A 15,569-nucleotide genomic window follows, 5' to 3' on the forward strand; every position below is an offset into this window, starting at 1 on the left:
TTTACGGGATAAATCTATAAAGTAGAGGTGTAAAACATGGAAAAAAAGAAAATGGGATTATTAGTAATGGCTTATGGCACACCAATGAAAGAGGAAGAAATTGAACCTTATTATACACATATTCGCCATGGCAGAAAACCGGAGGCAGCTGCACTACAAGATTTAAAAGACCGTTATAAAGCAATCGGTGGTGTTTCACCATTAGCGAAGATCACCGAACAGCAAGCGAGTGCTTTAGAGGCACAATTAAATGCAGCGCAAGATAAATATGAATACAAAGCATACATTGGGTTAAAACATATTGCACCATTTATTGAAGAGGCTGTTGCTGAAATGGCAAATGATGGCGTAACAGAAGCTGTTTCACTTGTTCTCGCACCACATTATTCTACATTTAGTGTGAAATCGTATAACGACCGTGCAGCGAATGAAGCGGTAAAACACGGAATAACGATTGAAGCAGTCGAGAGTTGGTATAAGGAAGCTGGATTTATTAAATTCTGGGCAGATGGCATTAAAGCGATTTTTGATAATATGTCAGAAGACGAACGCAAAAAGGCTGTATTAATCGTATCTGCACACAGTCTTCCGGAAAAAATCTTACAAAATGGCGACCCATATCCGAACCAATTAAAGGAAACCGCTGAGCTTATTGCCGATGCTACAGGTGTTGCGAATTATGCACAAGGCTGGCAAAGTGAAGGAAATACACCAGATCCATGGCTTGGACCAGATGTACAGGATTTGACGCGTGAATTATATGATAAAGAAGGATATCGTTCGTTTGTATATGCACCAGTAGGTTTTATTGCCGATCACTTAGAAGTCTTATATGACAATGATTATGAATGTAAAGTTGTTTGCGATGAATTAGGTGCAAAATATTATCGTCCAGAAATGCCAAACGTTGCCCCACTATTTATTGAAACATTAGCAAATGTTGTCTTAAAAAAAGTGAAGAGTGAAGTATGAAAAAAATGAAGAAAATCGTGATTGTAGGCGGCGGGATAACTGGGTTATCCGCCGCCTACAAATTACAAAAGGAAATCGACAGTCAAGGACTTGCGATTGAATTGAAATTAATCGAAGCAAGTGGACGACTTGGTGGGAAAATAAAAACGCTAAAAAAAGATGGCTATACGATAGAACAAGGGCCGGACTCCCTATTATCAAGGAAGCCTGTTGCAGTTAAATTAGTGGAAGAGCTAGGACTTGAAGATGAAATAATCCGTAATTCTACAGGGAAATCATATATTATTGTGGATAATGAATTCCACCGACTGCCACAAGGAACCTACATGGGGATACCGAAAAGTGAAGCATCACTCTTATCTTCCACTTTAATTTCGGAAGTAGGCAAGAATCGTGCATTAGAAGATCTTACATTACCAAGAAGTAAAGCAGAGGAGGATCAGTCTTTAGGTTTATTCCTCCGCCGTCGTTTTGGTGATGAGTTAGTGGACAAACAATTGTCTCCACTTTTAGCAGGTATTCATTCTGCTGATATTGATAAAATGAGTCTTCTTGCAACATATCCAAATCTTCTTCAATTGGAGCAAACGAATGGAAGTATTATCAAAGGCTTACAAGAGACGATACCGACACCTCCCGAAAATAAGGAAATGAAGAACCAAGGAATATTCTTCTCCTTTCGTGATGGCTTGGAAACCTTAGTACATCGACTTACAGCTAAATTAGCAGAAAATACGGTAATGGTAAATACTGCTGTCCAACAGATTAAAAAAGAAAAGCAAGGGTATAGTCTGTTGTTAGACAGTGGAGATGTATACCAAGCGGATGCAATTATTGTAGCAACGCCACATCAAACGGTTTCAGGGATGTTTGATGCGTATGACTTCTTTAAAACCTTAGATGAGATTCCAAGTACATCGACCGCAAATGTTGTGATGACATTTGATAAATCAGCAATTAGCAATGATATAGATGGAACGGGATTCCAAGTACCAGCTGTTGAAAACAATAATATTACAGCATGCACATGGACGAATAAAAAATGGCCGACAACGACACCAGAAGGAAAAGTGATGCTGCGCTGTTATGTTGGTCGCGCAAATGATCAATCATTCGTTAATCTAACGGATGTGGAACTGACGAATCTCGTCTTGAAAGATTTAGAGAAGATAATGGGAATTACAGCAAAACCAGATTTTACAGTTATTACACGTTGGCATGATGGAAGGGCACAATATAATGTTGGTCATCTAGACCGGATAAGAGATGTAAGAAGTCAACTTGAGCAAACCTTACCAGGTGTTTATTTAACTGGTAGCTCCTATGATGGAATGGGAATACCGGATTGCATTAGCCAAGGTGAGCAGGCAGCAACAGAGGTATTAGACTTTTTGTAGATAAGAGGGTATACCCTCTTATCTACAAAAAAACTACAGCTAAAAGGCTAGCTGTAGGAAGAATTGCTCTAATTCAGATTAAAGCTTATCTTGCAGGATGATCACATTCGTCACATACATGACCATAGCAATCCGCTTTTTCGACGATGTCTTGCCCACATACGTCGCATTTTCGGTTAGGTAGATTTTTAAAGAATTCGATAACGTTTTCCATCTTCATCCCCCTTTTCGAATCATTAGTTAATTGATTACTAGTATTGTATTACAACAACGATCATTTTGTCAATGCTGTGTTACAACAAATTTACAATAGCGGAAGCGCCCGTTTGAGCTGTGTACGGACTGCGCCCCACAGGACGTGGGGTGGTTCGACGTTGCCACACGAAGTGGCGAACTTAGTCGAACTTCTCCTTGCCTTTTGAGATAAAGGAAACACAATGTGCGTAAGCGGTTGACTTAGATTACGGAGGTGAGGGAAGTCGCGCTAACGCTTAAGCGCTGGAGCTGGACGTGGCCAACGCTCGCGAGAAATTAGGATAGGGATTTTTATCCTTGTTACTATAAAAAAATTGGAGTGATTTTAATGAAATTAACGGTAATCGGTTATTGGGGTGGCTACCCTGCAGCTGAAGGTGCAACATCATCCTACTTATTGGAAAAGGATGATTTTTCCTTGTTAATTGATGTGGGAAGCGGGTCTTTATCAGCATTGCAAAAATATAAAGCGGTATCTGAGCTTGATGCTGTTATCGTTTCTCATTATCATCACGATCATATTGCAGATGTTGGTGTATTACAATATGCCAGACTAGTACAGAATAATGTAACAGGCGGGGAAAAAGTGCTACCGATTTATGGGCATTTGGAGGATGAGCATGGCTTTGCGTCATTATCACATGACTATACGAAAGGGATTGCCTATGATCCAAAGCAATCATTAGAGGTGGGACCATTCACGATCACCTTTTTCAAGACGAAACATCCTGTTCCATGTTATGCAATGCGAGTAACGGACGGTGAAAATACCCTAGTATATACAGCAGATTCGAGTTACACGTCTGACCTTATCCCATTTTCGAAGGATGCGGATTTGCTTATTACCGATTGTAATTATTATGCAGGGCTTGATGGATCAAAGGCAGGTCATATGACAAGCGAGGAAGGGGCAAGAATTGCGAGTGATGCAAATGTCAAAGCTTTATTGCTTAGTCACCTCCCGCAGTTTGGCGACATTAACCAATTAATGGAAGAGGCAAAACAGATATATAAAGGGGAAATTAATTTAGCTGCGAAAGGATTTATTTGGAAGTCATTGTAATTTCATATCCGACTTAATCCAAAGATCTGATCTTTGATTAAAGCAGAATTTAGTATTAAACTACTATATATAGAATATTAGGAGGTATTTGGTAATGAAATTTATCGATAATAAAGGCATTCTTGACCCAATGGTAAACTTGGCAATTGAGGAATACATATTAGAAAACTTTGGTGAAAAAGACACGTATTTACTATTCTATGTTAATAAACCATCGATCATTATTGGCAGAAATCAAAATACGATTGAAGAGATTAACACAGATTATGTCGAGGAAAAAGGAATTAAAGTTGTTCGTCGTCTTTCTGGCGGTGGTGCAGTTTATCATGATGAACAAAACCTAAATTTTAGTTTTATTACAAAGGATGATGGGGAAAGCTTCCAAAACTTCGCTAAATTTACGCAACCAATGATTGATGCATTGAAGAGCTTAGGTGTTCCAGCAGAAATGCAAGGCCGTAATGATCTTGCTGTCGAGGGACGAAAAATCTCGGGAAATGCAATGTTCTCAACAAGAGGTCGTATGTTCAGTCATGGTACATTAATGCTTGACTCTAAGATTGAAGAACTTTCGAAGGCATTAAAAGTAAATAAACTTAAAATCGAATCTAAAGGAATCAAATCTGTAAGAAGTCGTGTTGCTACCATCTCTGAATTTCTTGAAGAAAAGATTACTGTCGATCAATTTAAGGAATTAATCCTAAAACATGTCTTTGAAGTAGACAATATCAATGATGTCCCGCAATACGTATTAACGGAAGAAGATTGGAAAAATATCAATGAAATTTCTAAAAATCGTTATCAACAATGGGAATGGAATTATGGCAAATCGCCATCCTATAACGTCCAGGAATCAACAAAATTCCCTGCTGGTCTAGTTGATGTACGTTTGGATGTGCAAAAGGGTATCATTGAAAATTGTAAAATCTATGGTGACTTCTTTGGTATCGGTAATATAGCTGATCTGGAAGCAAGAATTACTGGTGTGCGTCATGAACGCCAAGCAATTGAAAAAGCGCTAGAAGATTTCGATGTATCCCATTATCTAGGAAAAATCACAAAAGAAGATTTCATTAACTTACTTTATTAATAACAAAAACAACTCAGTTAAGATTGTAAAGGGTCTCGTTTTGATGGGCATATATAAAAAGTTGCCTAATTGAGATTCGAATTGACAAACTAAATGACATATAGAAATTAAAATCAGCGATAGCTTTACCATATCAAATGGTAAGGCTATTTTTTATTTGCTTAGGAAACTATAAAATTTGAACGTTGTGGATAACTTAATTACCGAGAATAGCCACGTCCAGCTCTAGCGCTTAAGCGTTAGCGAGACTTCCCTCACCTCCGTAATCTAAGTCAACCGCTTACGCTCCTCGTGTTTCCTTTATCTCAAAAGGCAAGGAGAAGTTCGACTAAGTTCGCCACTTCGTGTGGCAACGTCGAACCACCCCACGTCCTGTGGGGCGCAGTCCGTACACAGCTCAAACTTGCTTTAAGCTTTTGTTCATTGTCCGGATAATGATGATTCTATCAAAAAAGGAGTGATAACCTATGTTAATTTTCATATATTATCAAGTATCTTTACTGTAGTTTATACCAATAACAACAAAAAAACAAAACTATTTGTAAAATTTTGTTTTTTTTACTTTCTAATTTTAGCAAATTATGATAACTTATTAATAAAGCCACGTTCTTTTCATTTTATATGGGAGGATGTTCAATATTGATGATGAAAGATTTTTACACTCCGTATTATGAAGTAACACCGCTAACGTTGGCAGTTGTTGCCGAAAAGGGTCGAAATGGGGAAACAATTACAAGAGTGTTAGAAGAAGAGGTAGAGTATGTTGTTGACTTTTCTCCTAGTAAAGTAATCGATTATGCTTGTAAGTTTTTTGGGTCGAGCCTCAAAGGTAGACAAGAAGGAACCCTTGACATTTGTGGAATTACTCATAAAGCACCAGTCTCAGTTGACCCTATAAGTGGAATGTACTTTTTCCCTACAACATCTCCGAAGAACCTCAAATGCTCATGGATTGCACATTCACATATTGATCAAATAAATAAAGCTGGAGAGAATAGTACTGAATTCGTTTTTAAAAACGGAAAGAAAATTAAGCTTCAGGTATCTTATGGATCTATGTTAAACCAAGTGCAACGAACCGCACAATACCGCTATTTGCTCGATAATCGAATTAAATATTTACAGCGGAAAAATGCTGAGAAGATGGAAGAGCCACCACAATGAGTTCATGGATAATTGCCTCTACTTTCTTACGTATCGACGGATTAAAGAAATTCTGCTTCTGTTGTTTACCCTGACATTGGAATAAATACGAAGTAAAGGAATCGTTCTTATTTAAGCGAATAACCCGAATATGTTGCTCTGCCATACGCTTACGCAAATCTCTACGTTCCTTCACCGCTTCATTTACCATTTTCTCTAACAATTCAATATAAGGTTCTTTAATTTTAAATGCGCCTTCCTGAACATGGCGAATATCCTGTTTAATAACAACGATAGCCATAGAAAGGAATAAATACCGGGTCGCTATTTGCAGTTCCTCATCTTTAAGATATCGCATAATAATCTCCTTTTAATTGGAACGTTTGTTCTGTTTAATTCTATTATATGATAAAATGAAATAAAAATACACCAAAATAATCAAACATTTATTAAAATGAAAAGAAAGTGGCTGATTTTGGTAATAAAACTATGCATATTTACTTGTTTAACTTAAAATATATGTGTAAGACTATATAATAGATAAAGTAAAAGGAACGTTACGTAATAAGGAGCCTTAACTACATGTATTTGATGAATATTACCTTTTCGAATTGGAAAACTGTACTTGAAGATAAAGGAATAGAAGCATTTATTTTGCAATTATTAAGCCAGTATGAGGGGCTAGGACCACTTCCGGGAATTTTATTGCCGTTTATTGAGTCATTTCTGCCGTTTTTACCATTGATGGTATTTGTACTTGGAAATGCTGCTGCATATGGATTATTGGAAGGGTTCCTATTATCTTGGCTTGGCACTAGCATTGGGTCGATTGGTGTCTTCTTAGTTCTTCGTAAATTAGGACATACCAAACTGCTCTCTAAAGTTCGTGAAAATAAGCAGGTAACTAGGATAACATCTTGGGTAGAACGTCGTGGATTTGGTCCACTATTTTTATTATTATGTTTTCCATTTTCTCCTTCAGCCGTTATTAATGTGGTGGCTGGGCTATCTCGAGTTAGCACCCAGCAATTCATACTAGCAGTCTTCATGGGAAAAGCTGTCATGGTCTTTTCGATTGCATATGTTGGGTCAAGTTTTATGGAATTTGCCCAAAATCCATTAAAGACAATTATCGTTATCGTTTGCGTTATATTGTTCTGGATGTTAGGAAAATACCTGGAACAGAGACTCCAACGAAAGGTAGTTGACAAGTCTTATCTCAATCTGGATAAACATGAAGATAAAGATAAAGATTAAAATAATCTCTAATTGGGTATTATGATAATTGTATAGATGATCATAACCTGGAGGAAGAGATTAATGTGAAGAAGAATAAATTTTGGAAAGTCACACTTATCTTCGTACTCGTCTTGCTTGCTGCGTTTTCACTGCGACCAGTACTATTTGCAAGCTATATTGTCGATGGAAGATCAATGGAACCAACGCTCCATGATGGAAATCTACTGATGGTAAATAAAGTGATTTATAACTTGGCCCAAGCTGATCGCTTTGATGTGGTTGTCTTCCATGCTAATAAACAAGAGGATTACGTGAAGCGTGTCATTGGATTGCCAGGAGACAAAATTACGTATAAAAGTGATAAACTATATGTGAACGGCAAGTATATAGAAGAGGGATTTCTTGATACGTATGTTCAGGCGAGCGATACAAAACCATTTACCGATAATTTCACACTAAAAGAGTTGACAGGAGAAACGATTGTGCCTGAAGGGAAATTATTTGTAATGGGGGATAATCGAAAGGACAGTCTAGATAGTCGTTCCTTTGGCTTTATTTCGTCAGAGCAATTGGTAGGAAAAGTCGATGCCATGTATTGGCCAATTTCACAAATGTCATTAAGTCTCGGTAAATGATAAGAAGTAACATGGATGTTTGTAAGCAGATAAGAAAGCAAAGAACTTCATTCTTTGGGGAAGGATAAACCCTCCATTGAATGGAGTTTCACTTTATAATAAGTAAGAATGGGGGAATCATTCATGGGACTCCAATTTATTATTGGAAAATCTGGTACTGGAAAAAGTGGCAGAATGTTAGATGAAATAAAAGAGAAATTAATCCAAGATCCTGTTGGCAGACCGATATTTTATATCGTGCCAGATCAAATGACCTTCCAACAAGAATATACGCTTTTTCTCGATAAGGAATTACAAGGGAGTATTCGTGGACAGGTTGTGAGTTTTTCCCGACTTGCTTGGCGGATTTTGCAGGAGACTGGTGGCGGGACGAAACAATTCATTAGTTCGGTTGGAATTCAAATGATGTTGCGGAAGATTATCGAGGAACGGCAAGGGGAATGGTTGACCTTCCAAAAGGCAATGGAGAAACAAGGATTTCTTAAGCAGTTGGAGACAATGATTACTGAGTTCAAACGATATCAAGTAACGCCAGAATTAATCCATATGCAAATTGAACAGATGGCTAAATTCGTACATAAAGAGGCAGGGGAAGAAGCCTTAACCCGCAAATTAAAAGATTTAGTGTATATCTATGAAAAGTTAGTGTACGCATTACAAGATAAATATATTGATAGTGAAGACCAGCTGCAATTATTAGCAAATAAAATTCCAGAAACGACAATCTTGGATGGCGCTGAAATATATTTTGATGGATTCCATCGCTTCACACCACAAGAGCTAATGGTTGTTGAAGCATTAATGAAGAAGTGTAAATCGGTAAATATTGCCTTAACATTGGATTTACCACAAGCAGAAGTAACAGAGCTTGATTTATTCTATCAAACAACTGAAACATACGAAACATTACGGCAAATTGCTGCTGAGAACCAAATTATTATTGAAGAGCCAATTGTGATGGGGACAGCGAAAGGAAAGTTTCGTGAGCGACCTTATTTCTATCATTTGGAGGAGTATTTTGATACAAGACCATCACCAGCCTTTAATGGAAAAGTGCCTATAACGATTGCTGAAGCCGTTCACCCAAGGGCAGAGGTTGAAGGTGTGGCACAGGAAGTGATTCGGCTAGTTCGCGAGGAAAATTATCGATATCAAGATATTGCGGTGCTGATCAGGCAAACCGATATGTATCATGATCTGATTCGGACAATTTTCAGGGACCATGGTATCCCGGTCTTTATTGATGAAAAGCGAACGATGTTAAACCATTCCTTAATTGAATTTATCCGCTCTATACTAGATATTGTAGAGGGAAATTGGCGTTATGATGCGATATTCAGGGTATTGAAAACGGGCTTTATCCCTTCTTCAGATAAAGAATATCCATTAACGAATGATGCGATTGACGAGTTGGAAAATTATGTACTGGAATATGGCATTCGTTCCAGGGAGCGCTGGAATGGCGAACAGCAGTGGAGATTCCAACGATTCAGAGGTTTTGATCAAGCAACACAAACAACATCTGAAAAAAATACACAAAACCGAATCAATCAATATCGTTATCAAGTCGTTCGCGCCTTACAATCCTTTGATGAGCAAATTAGACAGGTGGAAACGGTAAGAGAATTATGCGAAACGATATATCTGTTACTGGAAGCACTCGGCGTTCCTAATCGGTTAGAGAAGCTGAGACAGCAATTTGATGAGGAAGGCGAAATCGAAAAAGGGCGGGAGCAGGAGCAGGTTTGGAATGCTGTTATCCAATTATTTGACGAAATGGTTGAGATGGCTGGCGAAGAGAAGATGACGCTTGCAACCTTCCGCAAGACATTGGATGCAGGATTTGAAACATTGAAGTTCTCACATGTACCGCCAAGTATTGATCATGTTATTGTTGGTACGATTGATCGTTCTAGGATGAGTGGGGTAAAATGTGCCTTCTTACTTGGGGTAAATGACAGTGTCTGGCCAATGAAGCCGCCTGCTGATGGAATGATTAATGAAGTGGAAAGAGAATTATTAGCAGAACAAGGTATAAAGCTTGCGGATAGTAGTAAGCGGCAATTACTCGATGATTGGTTTTACATGTATCTTGCCTTCACTACCGCGGAAGATCATTTATGGGTCAGCTATCCTTTAAGTGATGAGGAAGGTAAGGCGAAGATGCCATCGCAATTAATTGGCAGATTAGATAATCTGTTTCCGAGTTGCAAGGGCCATCTATTATTGCAGGATCCAGATGAATTGTACGAGGCAGACCGTTTTATTACGACACCAGTAAAAACGAGAGCAGCATTAACAGCTCAGCTAGCGCGTAATCGAAAAGGCTATCCAGTAAAAGCAATCTGGTGGCATGTATACAATTGGTATGTCGCAAACCATAAGAAAGATAGTACAACAAACCAAATTTTACAGAGTCTATATTATCAAAATATGCCAATCGATTTAGAAGTAGATACGGTAAAAGAGCTCTATCCGAAGCAAGTGAAGGCGAGTGTTAGTAGGTTAGAAACCTATTATCGCTGTTCATATCAACATTTTGCAAAATATAGCTTAAACTTAAACGAAAGACAAACATATAAATTAGATGCCCCAGATATTGGGATGCTTTTCCATGAGGCAATTAAAATTATTACGGAATGGATTAAAGCGGATGGTAAAGATTTTGCGCAATTGAGGAAGCAAGACACGGATCAATATGCCGAAAGAGCAGTAGTAACATTAGCACCAATTTTGCAGCATCAAATCCTGCATAGCTCCAACCGTTATAAATATATCGGCAAGAAGCTTCAGGAAATTATTGCGCGAGCCGCCTATATTTTAAGTGAACAGGCAAGGCAAAGTAATTTCTCACCAGTCGGCTTAGAACTTGGATTTGGTGATGGTGAAATACTTCCACCATTAACGATGCAACTGCCAAACGGGTTTGAACTGCTGCTGCGAGGAAGAATTGACCGTGTCGATAAAGGGTTGAATCATGACCAGCTTTATTTACGAATCATTGATTATAAATCAAGCTCTAAAGGTCTAAATTTAGTGGAAGTATATTATGGACTTGCATTACAGATGCTTGCATACCTAGATGTTGTGTTATCACATTCGGAAAAATGGCTTGGTGTAAAGGCAACACCAGCTGGCGTGCTTTACTTTCATGTCCATAATCCGATGATTCTAGGCTCGCAGAAAATGAGCGAAGAAATGATTGAACAAGAGATTTTTAAGGATTATAAAATGAAAGGCCTCTTATTGTCTAATGAAGAAGTCGTACAAATGATGGATACGTCGCTTTCGACTGGAACAAGTCAGGTTATACCTGCTGGATTCAAGAAAGACGGTACATTTAATCATCATTCAAAGGTTGCTAGTAAAGAAACCTTTTCAAGCCTGCAGACCCATATTCACCAGTTAATGATGCAAGCAGGAGTCGATATGACAACTGGTGGGGTTCACTTAAATCCTTATCAGCATAAACAGCAGATTGCTTGTACGCATTGTCCGTTTCATTCTGTTTGTCAGTTTGATCCTCTTTTAGAAGAGAATAACTACCGGAAGTTGCAGGACATGAAGGATGATGAGATTTTAGAGAAATTAAGCAAGGAGGTTGAAGCGGATGGTTAATTGGACAAAAGAGCAGGAAGAGGCAATTTATTCGGAAGGAAGGGATATTCTCGTCGCGGCTGCAGCTGGTTCAGGAAAAACAGCTGTTTTAGTAGAGCGAATCATCCAGAAGCTGTTAAAGAAGGGTAACCCAGTCGATATTGATTCCCTGCTTGTTGTGACGTTCACAAATGCAGCAGCACAGGAAATGCGTAATCGTGTTGGAATCGCATTAGAAGAGGCGCTTGCACTGAATCCAACCTCTAATCATTTAAAAAAACAGCTATCATTATTACAACGTGCATCGATCTCAACTTTGCATTCCTTTTGCTTAGAGGTAATTCGGCAATATGCCTATTTAATAGATATTGATCCGGCTTTCCGGATTGCAAATGATATGGAAATAGATCTAATTAAGCAAGAGGTTATTGATGATTTATTTGAGGACTGGTATGGCCAAGAAGGCGAAGAGCAGGAGCGCTTCTTCGCTGTTGTCGACCGTTTTTCGAATGATCGAAGTGACTTGGACGTTGAAAAAGTAATACTTGATCTCTATACCTTTTCGGTTCAAAATCCCTGGCCAGAGGTGTGGCTTGAGGGGCTAGCGTCTACATATGAGATTCCGGAAGATTGGGTGGAAACCGAATTAACCTGGTTAAATCTAATCAAACGTGAGGTAGGGAATCAAATAGAAGCAATTAAAGAAGAGATGCATCAGGCATTAACGTTAACACTTGAAGTAGATGGTCCATATCAATATACCGAAGCGATTGAAGCCGATCTTAATCAATTATATGCGGCAATGAATGTCGTAGATTCCTGGGATGATTTACAAGCATTTATTACCTCAAGTAAGTTTGTTGCATTATCAAGGAAGAAACAAGAATGTGACGAGACGAAGAAAGAAAAAGTGAAGAAGATTCGGGACAGCTATAAGAAGCGCTGGAATAATATGAAGGATAACTGGTTTAACCGCAATCTTACTAGCCATGTGGTGGATATGCGTGAGCTTGCTCCTGTTATTCGTCAGTTAACAGAGTTAGTGAAGCAATTTAGGGAGAAGTTTCAGGAATTAAAAAAGGAAAAGGCGATTGTTGACTTTTCCGATCTGGAGCATTTTTGTTTACAGTTATTAACGAGTACAGCAGATTCATCAAGCCTTGAAAATCCTCTTCCATCCAATGTTGCTATTCAATATAAAAAACAGTTTAGCGAAATATTAATCGATGAATACCAGGATACGAACCTTGTTCAAGAAACGATTTTATCATTAATTAGTGATCAAGAAGGACCGGGAAATCGGTTTATGGTAGGGGATGTGAAGCAAAGTATTTATCGTTTTCGCCATGCCGAGCCATCCTTGTTCATCCAGAAATATAAACGATTTGCTACAGATGATAGTGATGGGAAGCGAATTGACCTAGCAAGTAATTTCCGAAGCAGGGAACAGGTATTAACAGGTGCAAATTATATTTTTAGACAGATATTGAATGAGGAATTAGGCGATATTGATTATGATCAGAACGCAGAATTAATCTATGGCAATAAAATGTATGATGCATTAGCGTTTGCGGAGCCGGCCCCAGAGCTCTTAATTATTGATCGTGAGGATCAGGAAGAAAAAGAGGATATCTTAGAGGACGAAGAGAATTTTAAAGATCTGGAGCGGGCACAGTTAGAGGCTCGGGCATATGCTGAAAAGATTAAAATATGGATTGGGCTAACAGACGAAAATACACCTTTACAAGTCTTCGATAAGGGTACTGGCACGCAGCGTGACATTCAATATCGTGATATTGTTATCTTGATGCGATCGATGACATGGGCACCGACGATTGTTGAGGAACTCAAGAAACAAGGAATTCCCGTTTATGCAGAGCTACAGGCGGGATATTTTGAAGCTATTGAAGTAAAAGTCATGATTAGCTTGCTAAAGGCGATTGATAATCCGAGACAAGATATTCCACTTGCATCGGTATTAAAATCGCCAATCGTTGGTTTGAATGAGGATGAGCTTACGAAGATAAGGCTGACAGACCGTGCAAATACGTATTATGATGCCTTGAATAAATATAAACAACAGAATACAAATGAAATAGCAGACAAGGTAACGAATTTTCTCGATCAATTACATGCATTTCGAATGGCCTCAAGACAAGGAGCATTATCTGAGCTAATTTGGGATATTTATCGGCAGACCGGATACTATGATTTTGTTGGTGGGATTCCAGGCGGACGTCAACGGCAAGCAAATTTACGCGCACTTTACGATAGGGCGAGAGGTTATGAAGCGACGTCCTTCCGTGGGCTATTCCGTTTCTTAAGATTCATCGAACGGATGGAAGAACGTGGAGATGATCTTGGGGCAGCACGAGCATTAAGTGAACAGGAAGATGTTGTGCGGATGATGACGATTCATAAAAGTAAAGGGTTAGAATTTCCTGTCGTCATTGTTGGTGCAATGGACAAGGAGTTTAACTTCAGGGACCTAAGTCAAAAATATCTGTTGCATAAGGACTTAGGGTTTGCGAGTAAATACATCGATCCTGTTAAACGAATTACGTACCCAACCTTGTTCTATCACGCGCTAAAGGAAGAGAAGAAGCGGGAGCTATTGGCAGAGGAAATGCGAGTATTATATGTTGCACTAACTAGGGCGAAGGAAAAGTTGGTGATGATTGGTAGTGTCGCTTCATTTGAGGCGAAGCAAGAAAAATGGCAGAAGATAGTCCATCACGATGACTGGGTATTGCCAACTTATTATCGAAAAGATTCAAAGACATATTTGGATTGGGTTGGACCTGCATTAATTCGCCATGAATCGAGCACGAGTTTAAGAACAGAGGAAATCGGTGAAAATGTGGCAGAAGCAATCCAATCGGATCAGTCACAATGGCAGGTTACCGTCGTCCATGCAAGTGAATTAACGAACCTGGAAGAACAAGACATTGAATCGGATTTACAGCTAAGGGAAAAAATTAAGAACTGGCAACCAGTTGAAATAATCGATGAAGCATTGGAAGCAGAAGTAAAGGAACGTTTATCTTATCACTATCCATATGAGCAAGCGGTAAAAACGCGTGCGAAACAATCAGTTACTGAAATTAAACGACAACAAGAAATAATGGATAACTATAGTGGTGACATTATTACAAGAAAGTTCCAGGCACCAATTGTCAAGCGACCAAACTTTATGCAAAAGGAAAAAATAATTACCGCTGCTGAAATAGGAACAGCTATGCATACGGTTATGCAGCATTTGCCAATGAAGAAGCGATTAAGTGGCATTGAAATTGAGCAATTTTTGGAAGTTCTTGTTGAAAGAGAAATATTGACAAGAATGGAAGCAGAGGTTATCGATATTGCTGCAATTGCGCAATTTTTTGATACGGAAATTGCGCAATATATTATGAATGAGGTATCTACTAATTATCGTGAAGTACCATTTAGCTTAACATTGCCTGCAAGTGAAGTATATGCTTCCTGGACAAGCGAAATGGATGAGAAAGTATTGGTTCAAGGTATCATAGACTGTCTTGTCCCGAAAGATGATGGATGGATCATTCTGGATTATAAAACAGATGCAATCAATGAAGATGTCACGGATAAAGTAAGAGAAAATTTAACAAATCGCTATAAAGTCCAATTGAAATTATACAGACATGCGATTGAGCAGATTTGGAAGCAGCCTGTAAAAGAAACTTATTTGTATTTCTTTTCCAAGCAATTGCTTATTAAAGTGGAAGATGAATAAAAGAGAAAGCACTCAATACACAGTAATGGGTTCCCTTTTTGGGTGCAAACATTGCAAATCACATCATATTTTTTGTCACTAATATTAATGCAATTCTTAGTGGAATTCTCTGAGTAACATCAATAAACGCAAAGAGGGGATAGCCTAATGGCTGTCCCTTAAATTCTCTAACGACTCCCGTTAAATAAATTTGTTGTCTGTTTTTATTGAGTGTCTTCGTCGCTTTTGTACTCCAAAATATCACCTGGCTGACAATCCAAATTCTTACATATCGCTTCTAATGTCGAAAAACGAACCGCTTTTGCTTTCCCATTTTTCAGAATGGAAATATTCGCCATAGTAATTCCAACCCTCTCCGAAAGCTCCGTTACGCTCATTTTTCGTTTTGCTAACATTACATCAATATTAATAATAATTGCCATAT

General features: G+C 38.5%; 12 protein-coding genes. 9 read left to right on the plus strand and 3 right to left on the minus strand.

All coding sequences use genetic code 11. From position 1 onward, the window contains the following. Nucleotides 1-36: 36 nt before the first annotated feature. Nucleotides 37-972, plus strand: a complete 936-nt coding sequence (gene hemH / locus CWR48_RS11660; RefSeq protein WP_115773408.1) for a ferrochelatase — start codon at nt 37-39, stop codon at nt 970-972. Beyond that, a complete protein-coding gene (gene hemY / locus CWR48_RS11665) occupies nt 969-2,369 on the plus strand; it encodes a protoporphyrinogen oxidase (protein ID WP_115773409.1) in 1,401 nt (466 codons plus the stop codon). The genes hemH and hemY overlap by 4 nt, the downstream gene beginning before the upstream one ends. An 85-nt stretch (nt 2,370-2,454) precedes the next feature. Here hemY and yhfH read toward each other — a convergent pair whose 3' ends face one another. Further along, nucleotides 2,455-2,583, minus strand: a complete 129-nt coding sequence (yhfH, locus tag CWR48_RS11670; RefSeq protein ID WP_114916036.1) for a protein YhfH — start codon at nt 2,581-2,583, stop codon at nt 2,455-2,457. Nucleotides 2,584-2,952: 369 nt separating this feature from the next. On the opposite strand from yhfH, the gene CWR48_RS11675 reads away from it, so the two are divergent. The 3 genes from CWR48_RS11675 (at nt 2,953) to CWR48_RS11685 (ending at nt 5,941) form a co-directional block, all read left to right on the plus strand. Then, nucleotides 2,953-3,687, plus strand: a complete 735-nt coding sequence (locus CWR48_RS11675) for an MBL fold metallo-hydrolase (RefSeq protein WP_115773410.1) — start codon at nt 2,953-2,955, stop codon at nt 3,685-3,687. A gap of 94 nt (nt 3,688-3,781) precedes the next feature. Beyond that, nucleotides 3,782-4,777 (plus strand): lipoate--protein ligase, encoded by a 996-nt coding sequence (gene lplA / locus CWR48_RS11680; protein ID WP_115773411.1) that lies wholly within the window; start codon nt 3,782-3,784, stop codon nt 4,775-4,777. A gap of 642 nt (nt 4,778-5,419) precedes the next feature. Then, complete coding sequence (locus CWR48_RS11685; protein WP_115773687.1) at nt 5,420-5,941, plus strand: competence protein ComK; 522 nt, start codon at nt 5,420-5,422, stop codon at nt 5,939-5,941. Here CWR48_RS11685 and CWR48_RS11690 read toward each other — a convergent pair. After that, complete coding sequence (locus CWR48_RS11690; protein WP_115773412.1) at nt 5,889-6,278, minus strand: YhjD family protein; 390 nt, start codon at nt 6,276-6,278, stop codon at nt 5,889-5,891. The genes CWR48_RS11685 and CWR48_RS11690 overlap by 53 nt on opposite strands. 224 nt (nt 6,279-6,502) lie before the next feature. On the opposite strand from CWR48_RS11690, the gene CWR48_RS11695 reads away from it, so the two are divergent. The 4 genes from CWR48_RS11695 to addA all read left to right on the plus strand — a co-directional run bounded on the left by CWR48_RS11695 (nt 6,503) and on the right by addA (nt 15,145). Continuing rightward, the gene (locus CWR48_RS11695) at nt 6,503-7,177 is read left to right on the plus strand and encodes a TVP38/TMEM64 family protein (RefSeq protein WP_115773413.1); all 675 of its coding nucleotides are present in this window, start codon (nt 6,503-6,505) and stop codon (nt 7,175-7,177) included. 65 nt (nt 7,178-7,242) lie between these two features. Continuing rightward, nucleotides 7,243-7,794 (plus strand): signal peptidase I, encoded by a 552-nt coding sequence (gene lepB, locus CWR48_RS11700; RefSeq protein ID WP_115773414.1) that lies wholly within the window; start codon nt 7,243-7,245, stop codon nt 7,792-7,794. Between the two features lie 123 nt (nt 7,795-7,917). Further along, complete coding sequence (gene addB, locus CWR48_RS11705; RefSeq protein WP_115773415.1) at nt 7,918-11,412, plus strand: helicase-exonuclease AddAB subunit AddB; 3,495 nt, start codon at nt 7,918-7,920, stop codon at nt 11,410-11,412. Then, complete coding sequence (gene addA / locus CWR48_RS11710; RefSeq protein WP_115773416.1) at nt 11,405-15,145, plus strand: helicase-exonuclease AddAB subunit AddA; 3,741 nt, start codon at nt 11,405-11,407, stop codon at nt 15,143-15,145. Before addB ends, addA begins: the two co-directional genes overlap by 8 nt. A gap of 203 nt (nt 15,146-15,348) precedes the next feature. Here addA and CWR48_RS11715 read toward each other — a convergent pair whose 3' ends face one another. Continuing rightward, nucleotides 15,349-15,567, minus strand: a complete 219-nt coding sequence (locus CWR48_RS11715; protein ID WP_115773417.1) for a helix-turn-helix domain-containing protein — start codon at nt 15,565-15,567, stop codon at nt 15,349-15,351. Between the last annotated feature and the right edge of the window lie 2 nt (nt 15,568-15,569).

Origin of the sequence: Oceanobacillus arenosus, from assembly GCF_003369575.1 — a bacterium.
Classification (GTDB): Bacteria; Bacillota; Bacilli; order Bacillales; family Amphibacillaceae; genus Oceanobacillus; species Oceanobacillus arenosus.